This window comes from Variovorax sp. J22G73, assembly GCF_030317035.1.
GTDB lineage: Bacteria > Pseudomonadota > Gammaproteobacteria > Burkholderiales > Burkholderiaceae_C > Variovorax.
Genome location: NZ_JASZYK010000007.1, coordinates 74,605 through 99,395, shown reverse-complemented (window position 1 = coordinate 99,395; position 24,791 = coordinate 74,605). Strand labels below are relative to the sequence as shown.

Annotated in this window: 19 protein-coding genes; 17 read left to right on the top strand and 2 right to left on the bottom strand. The window is 69.2% G+C overall.

Going from position 1 to position 24,791, the window contains the following annotated elements:
- The first annotated feature begins 47 nt into the window (after window positions 1-47).
- The 8 genes from QTI51_RS23960 to QTI51_RS23925 all read left to right on the top strand — a co-directional run bounded on the left by QTI51_RS23960 (window position 48) and on the right by QTI51_RS23925 (window position 9,412).
- Window positions 48-1,526, top strand: a complete 1,479-nt coding sequence (locus QTI51_RS23960) for an MFS transporter (protein ID WP_116911022.1) — start codon at window positions 48-50, stop codon at window positions 1,524-1,526.
- Window positions 1,527-1,614: 88 nt separating this feature from the next.
- Window positions 1,615-1,932, top strand: a complete 318-nt coding sequence (locus QTI51_RS23955; RefSeq protein WP_116911023.1) for a nucleotide pyrophosphohydrolase — start codon at window positions 1,615-1,617, stop codon at window positions 1,930-1,932.
- 127 nt (window positions 1,933-2,059) lie between these two features.
- Complete coding sequence (gene urtA / locus QTI51_RS23950) at window positions 2,060-3,328, top strand: urea ABC transporter substrate-binding protein (RefSeq protein ID WP_116911024.1); 1,269 nt, start codon at window positions 2,060-2,062, stop codon at window positions 3,326-3,328.
- 194 nt (window positions 3,329-3,522) lie between these two features.
- A complete protein-coding gene (gene urtB / locus QTI51_RS23945) occupies window positions 3,523-5,070 on the top strand; it encodes an urea ABC transporter permease subunit UrtB (RefSeq protein WP_116911025.1) in 1,548 nt (515 codons plus the stop codon).
- Entirely contained in the window at window positions 5,067-6,305 is a 1,239-nt protein-coding gene (urtC, locus tag QTI51_RS23940; RefSeq protein ID WP_116911026.1) for an urea ABC transporter permease subunit UrtC, read from the top strand. The genes urtB and urtC overlap by 4 nt, the downstream gene beginning before the upstream one ends.
- The gene (gene urtD, locus QTI51_RS23935; RefSeq protein ID WP_116911027.1) at window positions 6,302-7,180 is read left to right on the top strand and encodes an urea ABC transporter ATP-binding protein UrtD; all 879 of its coding nucleotides are present in this window, start codon (window positions 6,302-6,304) and stop codon (window positions 7,178-7,180) included. Before urtC ends, urtD begins: the two co-directional genes overlap by 4 nt.
- Window positions 7,181-7,321: 141 nt before the next feature.
- Window positions 7,322-8,014, top strand: a complete 693-nt coding sequence (urtE, locus tag QTI51_RS23930; protein ID WP_116911028.1) for an urea ABC transporter ATP-binding subunit UrtE — start codon at window positions 7,322-7,324, stop codon at window positions 8,012-8,014.
- 147 nt (window positions 8,015-8,161) lie between these two features.
- Window positions 8,162-9,412, top strand: a complete 1,251-nt coding sequence (locus tag QTI51_RS23925) for an MFS transporter (protein WP_116911029.1) — start codon at window positions 8,162-8,164, stop codon at window positions 9,410-9,412.
- 72 nt (window positions 9,413-9,484) lie between these two features.
- Here QTI51_RS23925 and QTI51_RS23920 read toward each other — a convergent pair whose 3' ends face one another.
- Entirely contained in the window at window positions 9,485-10,243 is a 759-nt protein-coding gene (locus QTI51_RS23920) for an anti-sigma factor family protein (RefSeq protein WP_286516390.1), read from the bottom strand.
- On the bottom strand, window positions 10,230-10,862 hold the full coding sequence (locus QTI51_RS23915) for a sigma-70 family RNA polymerase sigma factor (protein WP_286516392.1): 633 nt from the start codon (window positions 10,860-10,862) through the stop codon (window positions 10,230-10,232). The genes QTI51_RS23920 and QTI51_RS23915 overlap by 14 nt, the downstream gene beginning before the upstream one ends.
- 167 nt (window positions 10,863-11,029) lie before the next feature.
- On the opposite strand from QTI51_RS23915, the gene QTI51_RS23910 reads away from it, so the two are divergent.
- From QTI51_RS23910 to QTI51_RS23870, 9 genes are all read left to right on the top strand, one after another.
- The gene (locus QTI51_RS23910) at window positions 11,030-12,340 is read left to right on the top strand and encodes a YVTN family beta-propeller repeat protein (RefSeq protein WP_116911031.1); all 1,311 of its coding nucleotides are present in this window, start codon (window positions 11,030-11,032) and stop codon (window positions 12,338-12,340) included.
- An 86-nt stretch (window positions 12,341-12,426) separates the two neighbouring features.
- Window positions 12,427-13,986, top strand: a complete 1,560-nt coding sequence (locus QTI51_RS23905) for an alkaline phosphatase D family protein (RefSeq protein ID WP_286516395.1) — start codon at window positions 12,427-12,429, stop codon at window positions 13,984-13,986.
- A 125-nt stretch (window positions 13,987-14,111) separates the two neighbouring features.
- On the top strand, window positions 14,112-15,122 hold the full coding sequence (locus QTI51_RS23900) for an aldo/keto reductase (protein ID WP_116911033.1): 1,011 nt from the start codon (window positions 14,112-14,114) through the stop codon (window positions 15,120-15,122).
- A gap of 273 nt (window positions 15,123-15,395) precedes the next feature.
- Window positions 15,396-16,967, top strand: coding sequence for an efflux transporter outer membrane subunit (locus QTI51_RS23895; RefSeq protein WP_286516397.1), 1,572 nt, complete (start codon window positions 15,396-15,398; stop codon window positions 16,965-16,967).
- A gap of 4 nt (window positions 16,968-16,971) precedes the next feature.
- The gene (locus tag QTI51_RS23890; protein WP_286516398.1) at window positions 16,972-18,270 is read left to right on the top strand and encodes an efflux RND transporter periplasmic adaptor subunit; all 1,299 of its coding nucleotides are present in this window, start codon (window positions 16,972-16,974) and stop codon (window positions 18,268-18,270) included.
- Window positions 18,267-21,440: an efflux RND transporter permease subunit gene (locus QTI51_RS23885; RefSeq protein WP_116911034.1), complete on the top strand. Its 3,174-nt coding sequence runs from the start codon at window positions 18,267-18,269 to the stop codon at window positions 21,438-21,440. The genes QTI51_RS23890 and QTI51_RS23885 overlap by 4 nt, the downstream gene beginning before the upstream one ends.
- Before the next feature lie 43 nt (window positions 21,441-21,483).
- Window positions 21,484-22,254: a heavy metal response regulator transcription factor gene (locus tag QTI51_RS23880; RefSeq protein WP_286516400.1), complete on the top strand. Its 771-nt coding sequence runs from the start codon at window positions 21,484-21,486 to the stop codon at window positions 22,252-22,254.
- On the top strand, window positions 22,251-23,636 hold the full coding sequence (locus QTI51_RS23875) for a heavy metal sensor histidine kinase (protein WP_116911035.1): 1,386 nt from the start codon (window positions 22,251-22,253) through the stop codon (window positions 23,634-23,636). Before QTI51_RS23880 ends, QTI51_RS23875 begins: the two co-directional genes overlap by 4 nt.
- A gap of 142 nt (window positions 23,637-23,778) precedes the next feature.
- Complete coding sequence (locus QTI51_RS23870) at window positions 23,779-24,717, top strand: DedA family protein/thiosulfate sulfurtransferase GlpE (RefSeq protein WP_116911036.1); 939 nt, start codon at window positions 23,779-23,781, stop codon at window positions 24,715-24,717.
- The last annotated feature ends 74 nt before the right edge of the window (window positions 24,718-24,791 follow it).

Here is a 24,791-nt window from a genome sequence, read left to right as displayed (position 1 = left end):
CAAGGTCATCGCCGCCATGCGCCTTCCTCCCAACACTGGAGCCCACCATGACGCAGTCGCACTTCGCTGCCCCGGCAGCCTCGCTTCCTTCTACGGCCCGCGCGGCCGTGCCGGGCCGACTCGCCCTGTGGGTGATGCTCAGCGGCACCTTCCTGGTGGTGCTGGACTTCTTCATCGTCAACGTCGCGCTGCCCTCGATGCAGCACGAGCTGCACGCCGGCGCCGCGACCTTGCAGCTGGTGGTGGCGGGCTACGGCCTCGCCACGGCGGCGGGCCTGGTCACAGGGGGCCGGCTGGGCGATCTGTTCGGCCGCCGCCGCATGTTCATGCTGGGCCTGCTGCTGTTCACGCTGGCATCGGCCGCCTGCGGCTTCGCGCCGAATGCCGAGCTGCTGGTGGCGGCGCGCGTGCTGCAGGGCCTGGCCGGCGCGCTGCTGCAACCGCAGGTGCTGGCGATGATCGGCCTGGCCTACAGCGGCGAAGACCGGGCACGCGCCTTCGCGGCCTACGGGCTCACGCTCGGGCTGGGCGCCACGCTGGGGCAGCTGGTCGGTGGCGTGCTGATCCATGCGGACCCTGCCGGGCTCGGCTGGCGCAGCTGCTTTCTCATCAACGTGCCCATCGGCCTGCTGGCGCTGGTGCTGGCACCGCGCGTGATGCCGCCGCTGGCGAACGGCGGCCAGGGGCGGAGCGGGCTCGACCTCGTCGGCATGCTGCTGGTGGCCGCGGGCTCGGTGGCCGTGGTGCTGCCGCTGGTCGAAGGGCGCGAGCAGGGCTGGCCGCCGTGGAGCTGGGTGTGCCTGGCCGCGGCGCTGCCCTTGCTCGGCGCCTTCGCGCTGCAGCAGCGTCGCCTGGCCGCATGCGGCGGTTCGCCGCTGGTCGCGCCGGTGCTGCTGGCCGACGGCCGCTTCGTCGCCGGGCTGTTCACCACGCTGGTCTTCTACGTGGGCAACGCTTCGCTGTACTTCGTGCTGGCGCTGTACCTGCAGCAGGGGCTGGCGCTGGGCCCGTTGGCGTCGGGGGCGGTCTTCATGTCGCTGGCGGTCGGGTTCTTCGCCACGTCGATGGCCGGGGCGCGGCTGGCGCGGCGCTTCGGCGGCAAGCCGCCCATCGCGCTCGGCGCGCTGGTGCTCGCGACGGGGCATGCACTGCAGTTCGCCAACGTGGCCGGCTGGCCGGGGCACACGCATGCGGCGCATGTAGTCGGGTGGATGGTGCCGCTGCTGCTGGTGCAGGGCGCCGGCCTGGGCATGGTGATGGCGCCGCTGGTGGCGACCGTGCTGGCCGGCCTGCCGCCGCAGCACGCGGGCGTGGCGTCAGGCGTGCTGTCGATGGTGCAGCAGGCGAGCAACGCACTGGGGGTGGCGCTGATCGGGATTCTTTTCTACGGGCGGCTGGGACAGGGGGCGGATGCGGCCAGTTACTCCGGGGCGTTCGGCGTGGCGTTGCTGTACCTGGTGGTGTCGGCGCTGCTGGTGGCGGTGCTGCACCGGCGTGGAAGCCGGGCAACGCCAGCGCCCTCGTGACGACGTACCCAATCCGGGCTTGTACAAGCCCGGATTGGGCTTCTTCAGGGAGCCCATGCCACACTCGCCGCCCGACTACAGGTGCGCCATGGACTCCGATCTGAAACTTCTGACCCAAGCCCTGCGCGACTTCGCCCAGGCCCGCGACTGGGAGCAGTTCCATTCCCCCAAGAACCTCGCCGCCGCCCTGTCGGTCGAGGCGGCCGAGTTGCTCGAGCATTTCCAGTGGCTGACCGAGGCGCAGAGCCGCTCGCTGCCGGCGGACAAGCGCGCCGAGATCGGCACCGAGATCGCCGACGTGCTGCTCTACCTGCTGCAGCTCGCCGACAAGCTCGGCATCGACGTCGTCGAGGCGGCCAGAAGCAAGATGCTCCTCAACGCGAAGAAGTACCCCGCGCAAGGTTGACTCCCGCTGAGTACCTCCGTGTACGCCACCCGGCGTATTTCACCTTCATGGTGCATTCCGCAGACTCCTCTCCACGCCAGCACAGCGCTGGCGACCCCGTTCAAACCACCCCGGAGCAGGAGTCCACATGCAACGTCGTTTCACACTCAAGGCGCTCACCGCCGCCGTCGCGCTGGCCAGCATTTCTGCTGTGCCGGCATTCGCTGCCGACACCATCAAGGTCGGCGTGCTGCACTCGCTGTCGGGCACGATGGCCATCTCGGAAACCGTGCTGAAAGACACGGTGCTGATGGCCATCGACGACATCAACAAGAAGGGCGGCGTGCTGGGCAAGCAGCTCGAGCCCGTGGTGGTCGACCCGGCCTCCAACTGGCCCCTGTTCGCTGAAAAGACCAAGCAGTTGCTCGGCCAGGACAAGGTCTCGGTGATCTTCGGCTGCTGGACCTCGGTGTCGCGCAAGTCGGTGCTGCCGGTGGTCGAGGAAATGAACGGCCTGCTGTTCTACCCGGTGCAGTACGAGGGCGAAGAACTCTCCAAGAACGTGTTCTACACGGGCGCCGCGCCCAACCAGCAAGCCATTCCGGCGGTCGACTACCTCATGAGCAAGGAAGGCGGCGGCGCCAAGCGCTGGGTGCTGCTGGGCACCGACTACGTGTACCCCCGCACCACCAACAAGATCCTGCGCGCCTACCTGAAGAGCAAGGGCGTGAAGGAAACCGACATCGACGAGAAGTACACCCCCTTCGGCCACAGCGACTACCAGACCATCGTCGCCGACATCAAGAAGTTCTCGGCCGGCGGCAAGACGGCCGTGGTGTCCACCATCAACGGCGACTCCAACGTGCCCTTCTACAAGGAACTCGGCAACGCCGGCCTGAAGGCCAAGGACGTGCCGGTGGTGGCCTTCTCGGTGGGCGAGGAAGAACTGCGCGGCGTGGACACCAAGCCGCTGGTGGGCCACCTGGCCGCGTGGAACTACTTCATGAGCCTGAAGAACCCGACCAACACGGCCTTCATCAAGGAGTGGAGCGAGTACGCCAAGGCCAAGAAGATCCCGGGCCACATGGACAAGCCGCTCACCAACGACCCGATGGAAGCCACCTGGATCGGCATCCACATGTGGAAGCAGGCCGTGGAGAAGGCCAAGTCGACCGACACCGACAAGGTGATCGCCGCCATGGCCGGCCAGACCTTCACCGCGCCCTCGGGCATCGTGTCGAAGATGGACGAGAAGAACCACCACCTGCACAAGAGCGTGTTCATCGGCGAGATCAAGGCCGACGGCCAGTTCAACGTGGTGTGGAAGACGCCCGGCCCGGTGAAGGCCAAGCCGTGGAGCCCGTACATCGAAGGCAACGACAAGAAGCCTGACTACCCGGCTGGCAAGTCGATGTAACTCATCGGGCAAGTCCCTGGCCTTGCTCCCTCTCCCCTCGGGGAGAGGGCGGGGGTGAGGGCAGCGGCGGCCAATCTGGCGGCCGCGTCTGTTGGAAGGCCGCCGGCCCTCACCCCAACCCTCTCCCCCAGGGGAGAGGGGGCAACACGAAACTCATCATGCTTCGACGAACCCTTCACTGCGCACTCGCCGCCATGCTCCTCATGGCATCGGCCGCCCACGCGCTGACCGCCGACGAAGCCCGGGCCATCGCCTCCGGCGAGTCCGAAGCCCGCATCGCCGCGCTCAACAAGGCCGTGCTCACGGCCGACGAGAAGACCGCCGCCTTCATCCAGGCGATGTCCGACGACGCGGTCAAGTTCACCGAGGACAAGGTCTTCGTGATGAAGGACGACAAGGGGTTCGACCCCGTCACCGGCACCGAGCTGAAAGTGCCCGACACCGCCGAAGACGTCGTCAACAACAACCTCATGCGCGGCGCGCTCGATGCCGCGCAGGCCGCGCTCAAGCTCACGAGCAAGGACGACGCGGTGCGCGCCGAAGCCGCGCAGGCGCTGTTCAAGGAGCCCGACGAGTCGCGCCTTCCCATGGTCGAGAAGGCGCTGGCCGCCGAGACCAACCCGAAGATCAAGGCGCAGCTCGAACTGGTGCGCGCCGCCGGCATGCTCACCAGCGCCGACAAGGTCAAGCGCCTCGCCGCCGCGAAAGAGCTGGGCAACAACCTCAACCCCGACACCAAGCTGCTGCTCAACCAGCGCCTGGCCGACGAGACCGAGGCCGACGTCAAGGCGGCCATCGTGGCCTCCATCGCCAACATCGACGCCTCGCTGGTGTGGGGCGACCGCATCAACGCCGTGTTCAGCGGCATCAGCCTGGGCTCGGTGCTGCTGCTGGCCGCGCTGGGCCTGGCCATCACCTACGGGCTGATGGGCGTCATCAACATGGCGCACGGCGAGCTGATGATGATCGGCGCCTACGCCACCTACGTGATGCAGGGCGTCTTCCAGAAGTACCTGCCGGAGGCCATGTTCGGCTGGTACCTGGTGGCCGCCATTCCGGTGTCGTTCCTGGCCTCGGCGCTGGTCGGCGCCATCCTGGAGCGCGGCGTCATCCGCTTCCTGTACGGCCGGCCGCTGGAAACCTTGCTGGCCACCTGGGGCATCAGCCTGATGCTGCAGCAACTGGTGCGCACCATGTTCGGCGCGCAGAACGTGGGCGTGGAAAACCCCGGCTGGATGAGCGGCGGCTTCACCATGCTGAGCAACGTCACGCTGCCGTGGAACCGCATCGGCATCATCGTGTTCGCGGTGCTGGTGCTGCTGGCCATGGGCTGGCTCATCGGGCGCACGCGGCTGGGGCTGTTCGTGCGCGGCGTCACGCAGAACCGGCCCATCGCATCGTGCATGGGCGTGAACACCGCGCGCATCGACACCTACGCCTTCGCGCTGGGCTCGGGCATTGCCGGGCTGGCCGGATGCGCGCTGAGCCAGATCGGCAACGTGGGCCCCGACCTGGGCCAGAGCTACATCGTCGACAGCTTCATGGTGGTCGTGATGGGCGGCGTGGGCCAGCTCGCGGGTACGGTGTACGCGGCGCTGGGGCTGGGCATTCTCAACAAGTTCATCGAAGGCTGGGCGGGCGCGGTGCTCGCCAAGATCGCGGTGCTCGTTTTCATCATCATCTTCATCCAGAAGCGTCCGCAAGGCATCTTCGCGATGAAGGGCCGGAGTGCAGAGGCATGAGCAAGGTCACATTGCCAACCAAGGGGCCGCTGCTGAGCGGCAAGGGCTGGACGGCCTTCTTCGTCGCGCTCATCGTGGTGTGCGCGGTGGCGCCCATGCTCAACATGTGGGTGCCGGTGGACAGCCCGCTGCACATGAGCGACTACGCGGTGGCGTTGGTCGGCAAGATCATGTGCTACGCCATCTGCGCGCTGGCCATGGACCTGATCTGGGGCTACACCGGCATCCTGTCGCTGGGCCACGGGCTGTTCTTCGCGCTGGGCGGCTACATGATGGGCATGTACCTCATGCGGCAGATCGGGCGGGACGGCAACTACAAGAGCGACCTGCCCGACTTCATGGTGTTCCTCGACTGGAAGGAGCTGCCCTGGCACTGGACCTTCAGCGGCAGCTTCGTCATGACGCTGGTGATGATCGTGGCGGTGCCGGGCCTCATCGCCTTCGTGTTCGGCTTCTTCGCGTTCCGCTCGCGCATCAAGGGCGTGTACTTCTCGATCATCACGCAGGCCATGACCTTCGCGGCCATGCTGCTGTTCTTTCGCAACGAGACGGGCTTCGGCGGCAACAACGGCTTCACCGACTTCAAGCGCATCCTGAACATCCCGATCGCCACGCAGGAGATGCGCATGACGCTGTTCGCGCTCACGGGCATCACGCTGCTGGGCTTCTTCCTGTTCGCCAAGTGGCTCATCGGCAGCAAGTTCGGCCGCGTGCTGCAGGCCATTCGCGACGCCGAAACGCGCGTGATGTTCTCGGGCTACAACCCGCTGCCGTACAAGCTCACGATCTGGGTCATCTCGGCCGTCATGTGCGGCGTGGCCGGCGCGCTGTACGTGCCGCAGGTGGGCATCATCAACCCGGGCGAAATGAGCGCGGCCAACTCCATCGAGATCGCCATCTGGGCGGCCGTGGGCGGGCGTGCCACGCTGATCGGCCCCATCATCGGCGCCTTCATCGTCAACGGTGCCAAGAGCTGGCTCACCGTGGCCTACCCGGAGTACTGGCTGTACTTCCTGGGTGCCCTGTTCATTGCTGTCACGCTGTTCCTGCCGAACGGCATCGTGGGGTTGGTGCGCAAGTGGATGTCGAGGGAGAAGAGAGGGCCGGCGGCCGACGCGCCGGCGGTGAGCGACGGCCGCGATGCCGCGCAGCGTGCCATTGCCGCCGAGCAAGGCATGGCGCCGGAGTCGCTGCACGCGCCGCTGGCCGCCGAACCGAAGGGAGCGCGCGCATGACGCCCGATCTGATGGAAGCCGGCGCCGAGCGCAACGCGCGCGCGCACGGCCTGCCGTATGCGAGCAGCATGACCGAGTCGGGCGGCCGCAGCGCCGACTTCGGCCGCCACGTGACGCCGGGCGAGGTCGACGTGACGCACGGGCGCATCCTGTACCTGGAAGACGTGAGCGTGAGCTTCGACGGCTTCAAGGCCATCAACAAGCTGTCGCTGGACATCGCGCCGGGCGAGCTGCGCTGCATCATCGGGCCGAACGGCGCGGGCAAGACGACCATGATGGACATCATCACCGGCAAGACGCGGCCCGACTCGGGCACCGTGTTCTTCGGCAGCACCATCGACCTGCTGCGCCATCGCGAGGCCGACATCGCGCAGCTGGGCATCGGCCGCAAGTTCCAGAAGCCGACCGTGTTCGAGCACCTGACGGTGTTCGAGAACCTGGAGCTCGCGCTGAAGACCAACAAGGGCGTGCGCGCGTCGATGCTGTTCAGGCTCGACTCCGCGCAGAGCGACCGGCTGGCCGAGGTGCTGGAGACCATCCACCTGGCCGACAGCGTGTCGCGCCTGGCGGGCAACCTGAGCCACGGCCAGAAGCAGTGGCTGGAAATCGGCATGCTGCTGATGCAGGACCCCAAGCTGCTGCTGCTCGACGAGCCCGTGGCCGGCATGACCGACGAGGAAACGGCGCGCACGGCGGAGCTGTTCCTCACGCTGAAGGGCAAGCATTCGCTGATGGTGGTGGAGCACGACATGAGCTTCATCCGCACCATCTCCGAGATCGTCACCGTGCTGTGCGACGGCTCGGTGCTGGCACAAGGCACGCTGGACGAAGTGCAGGCCGATGAACGCGTGATCGAGGTGTACCTTGGTCGCTGACCAAGGCAGCGTCGTGGTGCGGCGCCTGCCTTGCTCCCTCTCCCTCCGTGAGAGAGCAGGGGAGAGGGCCGACGGCGCACACGCCACGGCCGCGCCGGATACCGGGCGCTTTCAACAACGCCAGACGAAGGGCGCACGAACATGCTGACAGTCAAGAACATCCACCAGTACTACGGCGGTTCCCACATCCTCAGGGACGTGAGCTTCGAGGCGAAGCTCGGCAAGGTGACCGTGCTGCTCGGCCGCAACGGCGTCGGCAAGACCACGCTGCTGAAGTCGCTCATGGGCCTGGTGCCCATCAAGAGCGGCAGCATCGAGCTGGAAGGCAAGCCGATCCAGAAGTCGACCCCCTACGACCGCGCCAGGGCCGGCATCGGCTTCGTCCCGCAGGGCCGTGAAATCTTCGCCAGGCTCACCGTCGAAGAAAACCTGCGCATGGGCCTGGCCTACAAGAGCGGCAGCACGCCGATTCCGGCCGAGCTGTACGAGCTGTTCCCCGTGCTCAAGCAGATGATCAACCGCCGCGGCGGCGACCTCTCGGGCGGGCAGCAGCAGCAGCTCGCCATCGCGCGCGCGCTGGCGCCCAAGCCGCGCCTGCTGATCCTGGACGAGCCGACCGAAGGCATCCAGCCGAGCATCATCAAGGACATCGGCCGCGTCATTCGCATGCTGGCCGACCGCGGCGATATGGCCATCGTGCTGTGCGAGCAGTACTACGACTTTGCCCAGGAGCTGGCCGACGACTACCTGGTGATGGAGCGCGGCGAAGTGATTGCGCGCGGCCTCGGCAAGGACATGGAAGCGCAGGGCGTGCGCCAGCTGGTGGCGATCTGAGCTTCAGCGGGGCCGACCGCGCGCTGGCAAACCGATGCCGGTGCCGGTACCAGGGCCTCGGCAATTCCGTATCGGCATAAATTCAGGGTTTACCCTAAAATCCGGGTTCTGCCCGCGGCCGCCGGGCACCTTCCCAGGAGCCTGGCCTTGAACGCCTCCCCACCCGCGCTGGACAGCGCGGACACCGACATTTCCGTTTCTTCTTCTTCGTCTGCAGCACCCGTCAATTTCCTGCGCGCGGTGCTCGCGCTCGGCGTCGGCGGCTTTGCCATCGGCACCGGCGAGTTCGTCATCATGGGCCTGCTGCCCGAGGTGGCGAAAGACATCGGCGTGAGCATTCCAGAGGCCGGCCACGTCATCAGTGCCTATGCGCTGGGCGTGGTCATCGGCGCGCCGGTGCTCGCGGTGCTGGCCGCGGGCTGGCGCCGGCGTGCGCTGCTGATCGCGCTCATGGCCGTGTTCGCGGCCGGCAACTTCGCCAGCGCCGCGGCGCCCACCTACCTGCTGCTCAACCTGCTGCGCTTTGCCACCGGCCTGCCGCACGGCACCTATTTCGGCGTGGCCGCGCTGGTGGCCGCGGCGCTCGCGCCACCGGGCAAACGGGCGCGGGCCGTGGGGCTCGTCATGCTGGGGCTCACCGGCGCCACGCTGGTGGGCGTGCCCATCGCGGCGTGGCTGGGCCAGCTCTTCGGCTGGCGCGCGGCCTTCGTGTTCGTGGGCGTCATCGCGCTGGTGGCCATCGTGCTGCTGCGCCGCGACATTCCCGACCTGGCGCCGCCGGCCGGCGCCAGCCCGTGGCGCGAGCTGGGCGCGCTCAAGCGCAAGCAGGTGTGGTTCACGCTGGGCATCGGCGCCATCGGCTTCGGCGGCATGTTCTCGGTGTTCAGCTACATCAAGCCCACGCTGATCGAGGTGGCCGGCATGCCGCTGGGGGGCGTGCCCCTGGTGCTGGCGCTGTTCGGCCTGGGCATGGTCATGGGCAACCTGGTGGGCTCGCGCCTGGCCGACAAGTCGCTCATGCGCACCATCGGCGGCCTGCTGGTGTACGCGGCCGTGGTGCTCGCGCTGTTCACCTTCGCGGCGCACAACGTGTACACGGCGGCGTTCAACGTGTTCCTCATCGGCACCACGGTGGCGATCGGCCCGGCGCTGCAGATCCGCCTGATGGACGTGGCCGGCGACGCGCAGACGCTGGCCGCCGCGCTCAACCACTCGGCCTTCAACATGGCCAACGCGCTGGGCGCCTGGCTCGGCGGCGTGGCCATTGCCGCGGGCCTGGGCTGGACTTCGACCGGCTGGGTCGGCGCCTTGCTGGCGCTGGCCGGCATCGGCGTGTTCGGCTGGGCCGTGGCCAGCGCGCGCGCCACGGCGCGGCAGCCGGCCGCGGCAGCCTGCTGAAACATCGGCTGAACACCTGCCGATCGCCTGCAGAAGCGCTTCGGCATTCGCAAGGATGCAAGGATGCAAGGATCAGGGCGCGCGCGGCGCGGTGCGCGCGTGCAGCAGCGCCGCAAAGTTGCGCAGCTCCGCCGCGTTCAGGTCCGACACGGCCCACGCCTGCATGCCGCCCTGCGTCCAGTGCGCCAGCTGGTAGCCCTGGCGCGTGGAGAACACCGGCGGCATCGCCTTGCCCGTACCCTTGGCCTCGGCCGCGGGCCACACGAACAGGTTGATCACGTGCGGCCCCGCGCGGTACACCAGCGCCGCCACGGTGCGCCCGTCGAGGTAGTCCAGCCGGCCACCGGCGAGCGGAAAACCTTCGTCGGCCAGGTCGACCACGGGCGGTGAAAAGTCCAGCTTGCCGGCGAACCACGGCTTGACCGTGTGCTGGTCGGTGGAGGCCACATCGGCCAGGTGCGCGGCCATCAGCGAGCGCACGTGGTTGCCGGTGACGGCCTCGGCGAGCGCGTCGGAAGAGGGCGCCAGCGGCGACACAGGCCCCGCGAGCAGCACCAGCGCCAGCCCCCAGGCCGTGGCCGCGCCCGTGCCGAACCAGGCCAGTCCGTGCCACCAGCCGCGACGCTTTGGCAAAACGCTCGCGGCAGACGCAGGCGCAGGCGAAGCAACCGGCACGCGCACAGGCGCAGGCAACGGCACCGGTGCCGCAGGCATGGCCCCCGCCTCCGCCCGCACGGCCCGCCCGATGCGCTGCGCCAGCCCGCCCGGCGGCGCATGCCGCGCGGCCTGCCGGCGTATCAGCATGCCCAGTTCGTCGTCAGACATTGCCATGGTGCGTCCTTCCTCCCTCATCCCTGTGATCCCCGTGGTCGCCGCGATTGCCCTGGCCGCCCGGGCGGTCGTCGCGCAGGCTCTCACGCAGCAGCGCCCGCGCGCGCGACAGCCGCGACATCACCGTGCCCAGCGGCACGCCCGCGATGCGCGCGATGTCTTCGTAGCGCATCTCTTCCAGCTCGCGCAGCACCACCACCTCGCGGTACACCGGCGGCAGCGCGTCGATGGCGGCGTTGATGCGCTCGCCCTGCGCGCGCAGTTCCCATTGCCGCGCCGGGTCGCCGCCGGCGGCCGGTACAGCCGAGCCTGTGCCTGCGCTTTCCATGGCCGTTTCGCTGTCGCGCAGCTCGTCGAATTCGACCTGGTCGGCCAGCTGGCGGTTCTGCCGCATCCAGTCGAAGCAGGCGTTGCGCACGATGCCCAGCAGCCACGGCCGCGCGCTTTCTCCGCGCAGCCCGTCGAAGAAGCGAAAGGCGCGCAGGTACGCCTCCTGCACCGCGTCTTCGGCGAGCTGGTCGTCGCGCAGCAGCCAGCGCGCAAGGTTCCAGGCCGCGTCCAGGTGCGGCAGCGCGGCGGCTTCGAACTGGCGTGTGCGGTCGGTGGTCAACAGGCTCAAGGGCTCCTTCTTCCTGCATGACGGAGCGGGCCGGCGGTTTATTCCCGCGCGAAGGAAATTTTTTCTTCGCGCTGCACGGAATAAGCAGGGCATGTCATGCGTCATGCCCTGTACGGAATTTTCGGATTCTGCGTGCTCCCGCCCTTTTCAACAGGAGGTTTTTCACCATGCTCGCCCACCCCGCAATGTCCCGCTTCGCCCGAACACTGGTCGTGCTCTCGGCATTGGCCGCTTCGGCCGCCCCCGCGCTGGCGGCCGGCCCCAAGGCCTACGTCGGCAACTTCAAGGACAACACCGTCAGCGTGATCGACACCGCCGCCGAGCGCGTCGTCGCCACCGTGCCCGTGGCGGCGGGGCCCGACGGCATCGTGCTGGCGCCCGGCGGGCGCAGCGCGTTCGTCAGCGGCTCCAGCGCGTCTGCCGTGAGCGAGATCGACACCGCCACCGACAGCGTCACCCGCAGCATCGACGTGGGCAAGGGCCCGCAGGGCCTGGCCATGACGGCGGACGGCAAGTGGCTGCTGGTGGCCGTCAACGGCGACGACCGCGTGGCCTTCGTCGACACCGTGGCGCACGGCGTGAGCGCCAGCGTGGCGGTGCCCAAGCCGCACACCATCGCCATCCGGCCTGACGGGCGGCAGGCCTACGTGGCCTCGCAGGAGCCCGGCCACTTCGCGCTGGTCGTCATCGACATGGCCACCCGCGCCGTGGTCACGCAGATTCCGCTGGACAAGCCGCCGCGCGACCTGGAGTTCGACGCCGACGGCAAGTCGCTGTACCTCACGCTGGCCGGCGTGCCCGCGGTGCAGGTGCTGGACGCGGCCACCAACCAGTGGGGCGCGCCGGTGTCCACCGGCGTGTCGCCGCACATCGCGCAGCACTTCGCCGGCATGGCGAGCGGCGTGGTGGTGGTGCAGGGGCCGGGCGAGGTGATGCTGTTCGACCCTGTGGCGCGCGCGTCGGTGCGCAGCATCGGCGTGGGCAAGCAGCCGCACTGGCTCGACCTGTCGGCCGACGGCAGGAAGCTGTGGGTGAGCAACGAGGGCTCCAACGACGTGAGCGTGGTCGATCTGGCGGGCGGGCCGATGCACACGGTGGCGGTCGGCAACGCGCCGCGCAAGATCGCGGTGCAGCGCGTGGCCGCTTCGCAGGGCGCGAAGGCTGTGCAAGCCGTGCAAGGCACGCAAGCCGCGCATGCTGCGCATGCCGCCGGCTCCGCCCACGTGGCCATTCGCAACTTCGCCTTCGAGCCCGCGCAGGTCACCGTCGAGGTCGGCCAGACGCTCACCTGGCAGAACGACGACGGCTCGCCGCACGGCGTGGTCTTCAAGAACGGCACCGGCGGCATCGACCTGCTGCTGCCGGGCAAGGCCTTCGCGCGCAGCTTCGACAAGCCGGGCGTGTACGAGTACGCCTGCTCGGTGCACCCGTACATGACGGCGCGGGTCACGGTGGTGGCGCCGCAGTCACGCTCCTGAGCCCGCGGGTTGACAGGAGCGAGCGAAGCAAACGACAGTGCGGCGCATCGATCTGATGTGGGCACCGTCGCGTGCGAAGAATGAAGATGGAACGAATTTCGCGCCGGCGCCTGCTGTGCGGCGGGCTGGCGGCCGCGTCGCTGGGGCATCCTTTCTTGCGGCTGCATGCGCAGGGGTCATCGCGCGAGCTCTTCATGCTGGGCGTGGCCTCGGGCGCGCCGCAGCCTGATGGTTTCGTGCTGTGGACGCGGCTCGCACCCGACCCGCTGCAGGGCGGCGGCATGGGCGATGCGCCGGTCGAGGTGCGCTGGGAAGTCGCCGACGACGAGCGCTTCAGCCGCGTCGTCGCCAAGGGCTCGGCCACGGCGACCGAGGCGCTGGCGCATTCCGTGCACGTCGAGGTGGGCGGCCTTGCGCCGGGCCGGCCGTACTGGTACCGCTTCACCGCCGCCGGTGCGCGCAGCCCCGTCGGCCGCACGCGCACCGCGCCGGCCGATGCAGACGAGTCGACGCGACCGGTGCGCTTCGCCTTCGCCTCCTGCCAGCACTACGAGCAGGGCTTCTACGCCGCATACCGCGACATGGCCGAGCAGCCGCTGGACTTCGTCGTGCACCTGGGCGACTACATCTACGAGAGCTCGCGCGGCGCGGAGCGCGTGCGCCAGCACCAGGGCGGCATTCCGACGCAGCTGGCCGGTTTTCGCGACCGCTACGCGCTGTACAAGACCGACCCGCAGCTGCAGGCCGCGCACGCCGCGTTCCCGTGGCTGGTGACCTGGGACGACCACGAGGTGGCCAACGACTACACGAACGACATGTCGCCGCGCACGCCCGACCCGGCGCAGTTTCTCGCCATTCGCGCGGCCGCCTACCAGGCCTGGTACGAGCACATGCCGGTGCCCGAGCGCATGCGCCCGCGCGGTGCCGATGCAGTCATCTACGGGCGCCATCGCTTCGGCCGCATGGTCGACCTGCTGCTGACCGACGGGCGCCAGTACCGCTCGCACCACGTGTGCCTGTCGGGCCGCAGCGCGTCGCCGCTGGCCGACTGCGCAGACCGCTTCGCGCCGGGACGCAGCCTGTTCGGCGGGGCGCAAGAGGCATGGCTCGCGCGCGAACTCGCGGCGCCGCCCGCGCGCTGGACCGTGCTCGCGCAGCCCACGCTGCTGGCCGAGGCCGACCGCAAGCGCGGACCCGAGCACGGCTACTGGATGGACGGCTGGGACGGCTACGCCGCGGCGCGCACGCGCCTGCTCGACGGGCTGGCGCTGAACAAGGCGAACGGCGGCAGCGCGCTGGTCGCCAGCGGCGACGTGCATGCGTTCTGGGCGGCGGACCTGCGGCAAGAGCAGCAAGACCAGCAAGACCGGCATGGGGCCGCCATCGCGACCGAGTTCGTCGGCGGCGCCATCACCTCCGAGGGCCCGAGCGCCAAGAGCGTGGCGAACATGCTCGCGAAGAACCCGCACCTGCGCTACGGCCGCGCCGACAAGCGCGGCTATGCGCTGGTGACGCTCGATGCCGGCGGCGCCGCGGTCGAGTTCCGCGCGGTGGACGACGAGACGCAGGCCGGCTCGGCCGTGCGCACCATGGCGCGCTTCGGCGTGGAGCGCGGCGCGCCGGGCGTGCATGTCGAGAGCGCATGAAAGCGCATGAAAGTGTTTTGAAAGCGTCTGAGCGCGCCTGAAACCCGCGCGCGCCTGAAGGATTGGACGGCCGTGTCTATGATGGCCGCCGCCCTTTTTTCCTCACTTTCCGAGAGCGAAACACCATGAGCATTCCCACCACCCGTCTCGGCCGCACGGGCCTCACCGTGTCGCGCCTTGCCCTCGGCACCATGACCTTCGGCCTGCAGACCGACGAGGCGGTGTCGCACCAGATCCTGGACAAGGCGGCCGAAGGCGGCATCAACTTCCTCGACACCGCCGACGTGTACCCGCTGGGCGGCACGGTGGAAACCACGGGCCGCACCGAGGAAATCATCGGCCGCTGGCTGCAGAAGCAGGGCCCCACCGGGCGGCGCCGCTTCGTAGTCGCCACCAAGGCGGTCGGCAAGGTCGGCCCCAACAGCTGGGACCAGGGCGCCTCGCGCAAGCACCTGCTGGACGCCATCGACGCCTCGCTCAAGCGGCTGCAGACCGACCACGTCGACCTGTACCAGCTGCACAGCGACGACCGCGAGACGCCGCTGGAAGAAAGCCTGGAGGCGCTGGACATCATCGTGAAGTCGGGGCGTGCGCGCTACATCGGCGTGTCGAACTTCCTGGCCTACCGGCTGGCGCGCGCGCTGGGCAAGGCCGAGCTGCACAAGCTCACGCGCTATGTGTCGGTGCAGCCGCGCTACAGCCTGCTGTTCCGCGAGATCGAGCGCGAGCTGCTGCCGCTGGTGGGGGAAGAGGGGCTGGGCGTGATTCCCTACAACCCGCTGGCCGGCGGCCTGCTCACCGGCAAGTACAAGCCCGGTGCCAAGCCGGAGGAAAACACCCGCTTCACCCTGGGCACCGCCGGCAACATGTACCAGGACCGGTACTGGAACGAGCGCAGCTTCAACACCGTGACGCAGCTGCACAAGCTGGCGGACGAGGCCGGCGTGCCCCTGGCGACGCTGGCGGTGGCGTGGGTGATGGCGAACCCGCTGATCACCGCGCCGCTGCTGGGCGCGAGCCGGCCTGAGCAGCTGGACGCGACCCTGGCTGCGGCTGAGTACAAGCTGGAGCCGGCGCTGAAGCAGAAGCTGGACGAGCTGACGGCCGAGTACCGCAAGGGCGACGCGCCGCGCTGATCGGCGGTATTTCTCCTTCCCCCGCTGGGGGAAGAACCCGTTTTGCTCCTTCCCCCTCTGGGGGAAGGCGGGGATGGGGGCAAGCAGCGTTGGAAACAGGCGCTGCGTTCAAATGAGCGCCGTCGTGCCCCCACCCCAGCCCTCCCCCAGCGGGGGAGGGAGCAAGACGGGGCCCCGCTCCTCCCTTCGGCAGGGAGCAACTACGGAAACTGTCAGAACTGTCAGTTAACCGACAGCGAGCGGTTTGATGCCTGCACCTAGAGTGCCTTCATCATGGATTCATCCGCCGCCATCCCCCCATCGCGCAAGGCCTTCGCGCCGTCCGCCATCGCGCTGGCCGCCTTGCTGCTCGCAGGCTGCGCCGTCGGCCCCGACTACGTTCGCCGGCAGATGGACGTGCCGGTCGCCTACAAGGAAACCGGCGGCCCCTGGAAAACCGCCGCCCCGCAGACCATCGACGCGAGCCACCCCTGGTGGGACGCCTACGGCGACAGCACGCTCGGCGCGCTCATCGTGCAGGCCAACGCGGCCAACCAGAACATCCGCGTCGCCGAGGCCCAGTACCGGCAGGCGCAGGCCATCACCGCGGCGGCGCGCGCCAACTTCTTTCCGAGCGTCGGCCTGAATGCCGGCGCCAGCCGCGCGCAGACCAACAGCACCGGCACCGTCAAGCTGGGCACCACCGACACGCTCGGCCTCGCCGCCAGCTGGGAGCCCGACATCTGGGGCGCGGTGCGCCGCTCGGTCGAGGCCGACAACGCGAGCGCGCAGGCCAGCGCCGACGACCTTGCCGGCGCGCGCCTGAGCATCCAGACCACGCTCGCGCAAGACTATCTGCAGATCCGCGTGATCGACCTGGAGCGCGACCTGTACGCCAGCACCACCGCCGCCTATGCCAAGGCGCTGGAACTCACGCAGCACCAGTACGCCGCCGGCACCGTGCTGCGCTCCGACGTGGCGCTGGCGGAAAGCCAGCTGAAGACCGCGCAGGCGCAGGCGGTCGACCTCGACGCCCAGCGCGCGCAGCTCGAACACGCCATCGCGGTGCTCACCGGGCAGGCGCCCGCGTCGTTCTCGCTGGCGCGACTCGAAACGCCCGCGCAGCCGCCGACCGCCGAAACGCTGTCTTCCTCGGCCGCGCTGCGCGTGCAGCTGCAGGTGACGCCCGCGGGCCTGCCGTCGGAGCTGCTCGAACGCCGCCCCGACATCGCCGGTGCCGAGCGCCGCGTGCAGGCGGCCAACGCCAACATCGGCGTGCAGAAGGCCGCGTACTTTCCGCAGATCGTGCTCAGCGCCAGCGGCGGCTTCAGCGCGGCCAGCCTGGCCACGCTGTTCAACACGCCCAGCCGCGTGTGGTCGCTGGGCGCGGCGCTGGCGCAGACGGTGTTCGACGGCGGGTTGCGCAAGGCGCATACCGACCAGGCCGTGGCCGCCTACGACGCCTCGGTGGCGCAATACAAGCAGACCGTGCTCGGCGGCTTCCAGCAGGTGGAAGACAACCTGTCCACGCTGCGCGTGCTCGACAACGAATCGGCCCTGCAGGCCGACGCGGTGCGCGCCGCGCAGCTCGCCGAGCGACTGGCGCTGAGCCAGTACCGCGCGGGCACCGCCACCTACCTCAGCGTGGTGACGGCGCAGACGCTGTCGCTCACCAACCAGCGCACGGCCGCCCAGGTGCTGGGCCGCCAGCTGGCGGCCAGCGTGTCGCTGATCGCGGCGACGGGCGGCGGCTGGAACGCCTCCGATGCCAGTGCCAGTGCCAACACAACTGCCAGTGCGGCTGCCAGCGCCACCGCCAACACAAGTGCCACCGTTGCCGCCGCACAGAAGACTTCCGGGAATTGACGCCATGACGACCTCCGCAGACACCACCGCCGCGAACCCGCATCCCTCACACGCGCACCCGCACTCACCCTCGCAGCATCCACAGGAACCTCATCGGCGCCGCACCACCTGGCTCGCCGCCGCCACGCTCGTGGTGCTGCTGGGCGGCGGGGCCTGGGCGCTCACGCACCAGGCCGCCAACGCCGCCAAGCCCGATGCGCCCAAGACGCCGCCGGTGCAGGTGACCACCGCGCGCGTCACGCCGCAGAACGTGCAGGTCTACCGCTCGGGCATCGGCACCGTCGCCTCGATGGCCACGGTGACCGTCAAGGCGCGCATCGACGGCCAGCTCGACAAGGTCGGCTTCGTCGAGGGGCAGGACGTCAAGGCCGGCCAGCTGCTCGCGCAGCTCGACCCGCGCACGCTGCAGGCGCAGCTCGCGCAGGCGCAGGCCACCAAGGCGAAAGACGCGGCCACCCTCGCCAACGCGCGTGCCGACCTCAAGCGCTACACCACGCTGCTGGGGCAGGATGCCGCCACGCAGCAGCAGGTCGACACGCAGAAGGCGCTGGTCAACCAGCTGGAAGCCGCGGTGCAGAACGACGCCGCGCAGGTGCAGTACGCCGAGGTGCAGCTGAGCTTCACGCGCATCGCCTCGCCCATGAACGGCCGCGTGGGCGCGCGGCTGGTCGACCCCGGCAACATCGTGCACGCGACCGACGCCAACGGGCTGGTGGTCATCAACCAGATCGACCCCATCGCCGTGCAGTTCACGCTGCCCGAAGACGCGGTGCAGGACATCAACCGCGTGCAGCAGCAAAGCAGCCAGCCGCTGGCCGTGGTGGCCTACGACCGCAGCGGCGCGCAGCTGCTGGGCACCGGCAAGCTCATATTGCTGAACAACCAGATCGACACCACCAGCGGCACCGTGCAGCTCAAGGGCAGCTTCGCCAACCCGCAGCACACGCTGTGGCCCGGCCAGTATGTGAACGTGCGGCTGCAGCTCGACCGCCGGGCCGACTCGCTCACCGTGCCCGCCGCCGCCATCCAGCGCGGCCAGGACAACACCTACGTCTGGGTGATCGATGCCGAGAACAAGGCCGAGAACGTGCCTGTGCACGTGGTGCAGATCGCCGACGGCACGGCCGTGATCGACAAGGGCGTGAGCGCCGGCCAGCGCGTGGTGACCGACGGGCAGTACAAGCTCAAGCCCGGCGCTGCCACCGTGGAGCCGCCGCCCGCGCAGAAGGGTGAAAAGGCCGGCAAGGCCGAAAGCTCGACCCCGGCCGCGGGCGCCAAGCCCACCAGCGGGAGCAGCAATTGAGCATTTCCGCCGCCTTCATCAAGCGCCCCATCGGAACCACGCTGCTGGCGCTGGCCATCCTGCTGGTGGGTGCGGCGGTGTTCCCGCTGCTGCCGGTGGCGCCGCTGCCGCAGGTCGACTTTCCGACCATCCAGGTGTCGGCCAACCTGCCGGGCGCCAGCCCCGAGACCATGGCCTCGAACGTGGCGCAGCCGCTGGAGCGGCAGTTCTCGCTCATTGCCGGCCTGTCGCAGATGACCTCGACCAGCGGCCTGGGCTCCACGCAGATCACGCTGCAGTTCGACCTGGACCGCAGCATCGACGCCGCCGCGCTCGACGTGCAGGCCGCCATCAACGCCTCCACAGGCCAGCTACCGGCTAACCTGCCGAGCCCGCCGACCTTTCGCAAGGTGAACCCGGCCGACTCGCCCATCCTCATCCTGTCGGTGCAGTCGAAGACGCTGCCGCTCACCGAGGTGAACGACTACGCCGACAACATCCTGGCGCAGCAGATCTCGCAGATCTCGGGCGTGGGGCTGGTGAACATCGGCGGCGTGCAGAAGCCGGCGGTGCGCATCCAGGTCGACCCGGCCAAGCTCGCGGCATTGGGCCTGGGCCTGGAAGACGTGCGCACCGTGCTGGCGTCGGCCACCGTCAACGCGCCCAAGGGCACCATCGACGGGCCCAACCAGAGCTTCACCGTCTACACCAACGACCAGCTGCTGAAGGCCCAGCCCTGGAACGACGTGGTGCTGGCCTACCGCAACGGCGCGCCCATTCGCGTGCGCGACCTGGGCGTGGCGGTCGACGGCCCCGAGAACGCCAAGATCGCCGGCTGGGCCTATGCCGGCGCCGCCGCCCCCGAAGGCAGCACCGTGCAGAACGGCCGCTCCATCGTGCTGGCCATCACCAAGCAGCCGGGCGCCAACGTGATCGAGACGGTCGACCGCATCAACGCCGCGCTGCCGCGGCTGAAGGCATCGATTCCGCCGACGGTGGAGGTCAACGCCATCATCGACCGCACGCAGACCATCCGCGCCTCGGTGAAGGACGTGGAGTTCACGCTGCTGCTGACCATCGCCCTGGTGGTGGCGGTGATCTTCGTGTTCCTGCGCAACGTGCCCGCCACGCTCATTCCCAGCGTGACGGTGCCGCTCGCGCTGCTGGGCACGGTGGCCGTCATGTACCTGCTGGGCTACAGCCTGGACAACCTCTCGCTCATGGCGCTGACCATCGCGGTGGGCTTCGTGGTGGACGACGCCATCGTCATGCTGGAGAACATCTACCGCTACGTGGAAGAGGGCATGTCGGCCATGGAGGCCGCGTACAAGGGCGCGGGCGAAATCGGCTTCACCATCATCTCGATCTCGGTGTCGCTCATCGCGGTGTTCATTCCGCTGCTGCTCATGGGCGGCATCGTGGGGCGGCTGTTTCGCGAGTTCGCGGTCACGGTCACGCTCACCATCGTGGTGAGCGTGGTGATCTCGCTCACGCTCACGCCCATGCTGTGCTCGCGCTTCCTGAAGAACGAGCACGGCAGGCAGCACGGGCGGCTCTACCAGCTGTTCGAGCGCGGCTTCGACGCCATGCTCAACGGCTACAAGCGCGGGCTGCACGTGGTGCTCGACCACCAGTTCATCACACTGATGGTGTTCATCGCCACGGTGGCGGCCACGGGCTTCCTGTTCATGGTGATTCCCAAGGGCTTCTTTCCGCAGCAGGACACCGGCTTCATCTCGGGCTTTGCCGAGTCGGCGCAGGACGCCTCCTTCGCCTCCATGAACGCCCGCATGCTGGCGCTGGCCGACGTGGTGCGCAAGGACCCCGACGTGACCGGCTTTGGCATGAACGGCAGCTCGTCGACCTACAACACGGGCAACTTCTTCATCAGCCTGAAGCCGAAGGACGAGGGCCGCACGGCCACGGCCGACGAGATCATCACGCGGCTGCGCCCGCAGCTGGCCAAGGTGCAGGGCGTGAACCTGTTCCTGCAGGCGGGGCAGGACATTCGCGTGGGCGGGCGCTCGTCGCGCACGCAGTACCAGTACACGGTGACCGACGCCAACCTCGACGAGCTCAACACCTGGGCGCCGCAGCTGCTGGCGCGCTTCAGGCAGCTGCCTGAAATCACCGACCTGGCCTCCGACCAGCAGAACGCCGCCGCGTCGGCGGTGCTCACCATCGACCGCGACCGGGCGTCCAGCTTCGGCATCACGCCGGCCACCATCGACGCCACGCTGTACGACGCCATCGGCCAGCGGCAGGTGGCGCAGTACTTCACGCAGCTCAACAGCTACCACGTGGTGCTGGAGGTAACGCCCGCGCTGCAGCAGGACCCGGCGCTTTTCAGCAAGCTGTACCTCAACTCGCCCATCACCGGGCAGCAGGTGCCGCTGTCGACCTTCGTGAAGGTGGACACCAGCAAGACGGCCTACCTGTCGATCAGCCACCAGGGCCAGTTCCCGGCCGTGACCATCTCGTTCAACCTGGCGCCGGGCCATGCGCTGGGCGAGGCGGTGGACGCCATCAACAAGGCGCAGGCCGACATGGGGCTGCCGCAGTCGCTCACCGGTGCGTTCCAGGGCACGGCCCAGGCGTTCCAGGACTCGCTGTCTTCGCAGCCCTACCTGATTGCCGCGGCGCTGGTGGCGGTGTACATCGTGCTCGGGCTGCTGTACGAGAGCTACATCCATCCGCTGACCATCCTGTCGACGCTGCCCTCGGCCGGCGTGGGCGCCTTGCTGATCTTGATGGCGGGGGGCTACGACCTGAGCGTGATCGCGCTGATCGGCATCATCCTGCTGATCGGCATCGTGAAGAAGAACGGCATCATGATGATCGACTTCGCGCTCAAGGCCGAGCGCGAGCAGGGCATGTCGCCGCACGACGCCATCTACCAGGCCTGCCTGCTGCGCTTTCGCCCGATCATGATGACCACCATGTGCGCGCTGCTCTCGGGCCTGCCGCTGATGCTGGGCCACGGCTCGGGCTCCGAGCTGCGCCGCCCGCTGGGCTACGCGATGGTCGGCGGGCTGATACTCTCGCAGGCACTCACCCTGTTCACGACCCCGGTGGTGTACCTGTACCTCGACCGCGCGCACTACTGGTACCTGAGCCGCAAGGAGGCGCGAAAGGCCCGCAAGGCCACCCGCGCCGGCGAGGCGCCTCCGGCCGCCGAGGCGCACGGATGAGCGGCAGTTGAACCACGACAGCGACACGAGACATCGCACCGCCATGAAGATCCTGATTGTCGAAGACGAACTGAGAACCGCCGACTACCTCTCCAAGGGGTTGACCGAGCAGGGCTGCACGGTCGACATGGCGCACAACGGCATCGACGGCCAGCACCTGGCGCTCACCCACGACTACGACGTGATCGTGCTCGACGTGATGCTGCCGGGGCAGGACGGCTTCTCGGTGCTGCGCGAGCTGCGCGCCGTGAAGCAGACGCCAGTCATCATGCTCACCGCGCGCGACCGCGTGGAAGACCGCATCAAGGGCCTGCACGAGGGCGCGGACGACTACCTCATCAAGCCCTTCTCGTTCCTGGAGCTGCTCGCGCGGCTGCAGGCGCTGAACCGGCGCGGGCGCAAGCAGGAGCCGATGCAGCTGCGCATCGCGGACCTGCAGATCGACCTGCTCGCGCGCAAGGCCTTCCGGGCGAGCAGCAGCGGTGGCACCAGCACGCGCATCGACCTCACGGCCAAGGAGTTCGCCTTGCTCGCCGTGCTGGCGCGACGCCAGGGGGAGATCCTGTCGAAGACGGCCATTGCCGAGCTGGTGTGGGACATGAATTTCGACAGCAACACCAACGTGGTCGAGGTGGCCATCAAGCGGCTGCGCGACAAGATCGACGTGCCTTTCGGCACCAAGCTGCTGCACACGATCCGCGGCATGGGCTACGTGATGGAGGTGCGCGACACACCGAGCGTGCCGAGCGCGCCGAATGCGCCCGACGGAGCCCCCGGCGAGCAGGGCCGGCACGGGGAGGGCGCCGCGCCGTGAAGCGCTCCATCACCGCGCGGCTGGTGCTCATGTTCGCCGCCGCGGCGCTGGCCACCTTCACGCTCGCGGGCTTCGCGCTGCACAACGTGCTGGCGCGCGAGCTGGAGCGCCACCAGTACGAAGAGCTGGACACCACGCTGAAGAGCCTGCAGTTCTGGATCGGCGCCATCGGCTCGCCCGACCGCTGGTCGCGCGTGCAGGCGCGCATGGACACCCTGACGCCCGAAGACGGCAGCGTGCGCTTCTGGGTGCTCAGCGACGACCCGCGCTTCCAGTACGGCAAGGGCCTGGCGGAAATAGACGGCCTCACGCGCGAGGCCAACGGCCACACCAGCGCCATCGTGCTGCCCGGCGAAGAAAAACCGTTTCGCACGCTGTCCGCGCACATCGGCGCCTTCGAGCAGCGCCCGGCGGTGCGGCTCATCGTCGGGCGCAACACCGAGCCCTATGCGCGCACGCGCCACACCTTTCTGACGGCGCTGGTCGCGCTCGGGCTGGGCGCCATGCTGGCGGTGGCCTTCATGGGCTACTGGATCGCCCGCGTGGGGCTGCGCCCGCTGGAGCGGCTGTCGGCCGAGGCGCAGGCGCTGCGGCCCAAGACCTTGTCGCAGCGCCTGCGCGCGCAGCCGCTGCCGGTGGAACTGTCGGCGCTGGCCGAGGCCTTCAACGGCGCGTTGGCGCGGCTCGAAGAGGCCTACGGGCAGCTCGAGTCGTTCAACGCCGACGTGGCGCACGAGCTGCGCACGCCGCTGGCCAACCTCATCGGCAGCACGCAGGTGGCGCTGTCGCGCCAGCGCAGCGCCGAGGAGTTCGAAGAGGTGCTGCAGGCCAACCTGGAAGACCTGGAGCGGGTGCGCTCCATCGTCAACGACATGCTGTTCCTGGCGCGCGCCGACCGCGGCGAGGTGGCCACCGGGCTGGTGCTCACGCCGGTGGCGCAAGAGGTGCGCAAGACCATCGAGTTCTTCGAGTTCGTGCTCGACGAAACCCGCGCGCAGGTCGCCATCGAAGGCGACGTGCTGGCCGAGGCCCGGCTGGAAAGCGCGCTGTTCCGCCGCGCCATGTCCAACCTGCTGCAGAACGCCATCGAGCATTCGAAGCCGGGCGCGCAGATTGCCGTCACGCTGCGCGAAGCGCCGGGCGCCACGTGGATCAGCGTGTCGAACCCCGGCGAGCCCATCGACGCCCAGCACCTGCAGCACCTGTTCGACCGCTTCTACCGCGTGGACGCCGCGCGCAACGACGGCGGCGGGGAGCACCACGGCCACGGCCTGGGGCTGGCCATCGTGAAGGCGGTGGCGCGCATGCACGGCGGGCAGGTGGCCGCGTCGAGCGAAGGCGGGGTGAACACCTTCGGCTTCAGCGTGTCGCGCGGCACCTGAAAAAACGACGGCCTGCGGCGGGTTTTTCAATGGCCTGCCGCCGGTACGTTCTTGGGCCATGCAGGACAATCCCGCCTGGCATGAACCCCCCACCCACCCAGCGATTTTTCGCACCACCGACCGCAGCACAAGGGCACCCGGCATGGCACAGCTGATGTCGATGCTCGTGCAGAACGCGATCCTGGTGGTGTTCGCCGCCAGCTTCGCCGCGCGCCTGGGCCTGCCCGTGCCGGCGGCCGCGGTGCTGGTGCTCACCGGGGCGCTGCTGGCAGCGGGCGACGTGTCGGTGCCCGGCGTGGTGCTGGCCGCGGTGGTGGCCAACCTGCTGGGCGACGGTGCCTGGTTCTACGCGGGGCGGCGCTTCGGCTACCGCTTCATGCGCCTGCTGTGCCGCATCTCGCTGTCGCCCGACACCTGCGTGCGGCGCGGTGAATCGCTCATCACCGACTGGGGTGGGCTCTCGCTGGTGGCGGCCAAGTTCGTGCCGGGCGTGTCGGTGGTGGCGCCGCCCATGGCCGGGGCGCTGGGCATGTCGGTGCGGCGCTTCATCGGGTTCGACATTGGCGCCGCGCTGGTCTGGACGGGGTTGTTCCTCGGGCTGGGCTGGGTGTTTCGCAACCAGATCCAGGAGGTGCTGGCCGTCATGGCGCAGGCCGGCGGCATCGCCACCATCGCGCTGGCGGTGCTGCTGGTGGTCATTTTGGCGGTGCGCTACTGGCGGCGCCGCGCCTTCATGCGGCTCACGGGCATGCCGCGCATCTCGGTGGAAGAGCTGCACGCGCTGCTCGAAGGCGAGGAGCCGCCGCTGGTCATCGACGTGCGGGGCAAGGCCGGCGTGCAGGTCGACCCGCGGCGCATTCCGGGGGCGCAGTCGTACACGCTCAAGGCGCTGCAGCAGCGCGGGCTCGACCTGTCGCACGCGGCGGGGCGCGACGTGGTGCTGTACTGCAACTGCCCCAACGAGGTGTCGGCCGCGCAGGCCGCACGGGTGCTGCTGGCGCGGGGCGCCAAGCGGGCGCTGCCGCTCACGGGCGGGCTCGATGCGTGGGTGGCCTCGGGCCGGCCCACCAGCGTCGACTGACATTCCCCTGGCCTGCAGGAACCGGGAGCGCGTGCTAAGGTGCCCCGGCCCGGGTTAACCCTGGGCCACCCCTC

Excerpts from the sequence above, each read along its gene's own strand:
- QTI51_RS23905 (WP_286516395.1), top strand. The coding sequence starts at position 12,427 with ATGGAACGAATTTCGCGCCGGCGCCTGCTGTGCGGCGGGCTGGCGGCC.
- urtD (WP_116911027.1), top strand. The coding sequence starts at position 6,302 with ATGACGCCCGATCTGATGGAAGCCGGCGCCGAGCGCAACGCGCGCGCG.
- QTI51_RS23900 (WP_116911033.1), top strand. The coding sequence starts at position 14,112 with ATGAGCATTCCCACCACCCGTCTCGGCCGCACGGGCCTCACCGTGTCG.
- urtC (WP_116911026.1), top strand. The coding sequence starts at position 5,067 with ATGAGCAAGGTCACATTGCCAACCAAGGGGCCGCTGCTGAGCGGCAAG.
- urtE (WP_116911028.1), top strand. The coding sequence starts at position 7,322 with ATGCTGACAGTCAAGAACATCCACCAGTACTACGGCGGTTCCCACATC.
- urtB (WP_116911025.1), top strand. The coding sequence starts at position 3,523 with ATGCTCCTCATGGCATCGGCCGCCCACGCGCTGACCGCCGACGAAGCC.
- QTI51_RS23920 (WP_286516390.1), bottom strand. The coding sequence starts at position 10,243 with ATGGCAATGTCTGACGACGAACTGGGCATGCTGATACGCCGGCAGGCC.
- QTI51_RS23960 (WP_116911022.1), top strand. The coding sequence starts at position 48 with ATGACGCAGTCGCACTTCGCTGCCCCGGCAGCCTCGCTTCCTTCTACG.
- QTI51_RS23955 (WP_116911023.1), top strand. The coding sequence starts at position 1,615 with ATGGACTCCGATCTGAAACTTCTGACCCAAGCCCTGCGCGACTTCGCC.
- QTI51_RS23870 (WP_116911036.1), top strand. The coding sequence starts at position 23,779 with ATGGCACAGCTGATGTCGATGCTCGTGCAGAACGCGATCCTGGTGGTG.
- urtA (WP_116911024.1), top strand. The coding sequence starts at position 2,060 with ATGCAACGTCGTTTCACACTCAAGGCGCTCACCGCCGCCGTCGCGCTG.
- QTI51_RS23910 (WP_116911031.1), top strand. The coding sequence starts at position 11,030 with ATGCTCGCCCACCCCGCAATGTCCCGCTTCGCCCGAACACTGGTCGTG.
- QTI51_RS23895 (WP_286516397.1), top strand. The coding sequence starts at position 15,396 with ATGGATTCATCCGCCGCCATCCCCCCATCGCGCAAGGCCTTCGCGCCG.
- QTI51_RS23890 (WP_286516398.1), top strand. The coding sequence starts at position 16,972 with ATGACGACCTCCGCAGACACCACCGCCGCGAACCCGCATCCCTCACAC.
- QTI51_RS23880 (WP_286516400.1), top strand. The coding sequence starts at position 21,484 with ATGAAGATCCTGATTGTCGAAGACGAACTGAGAACCGCCGACTACCTC.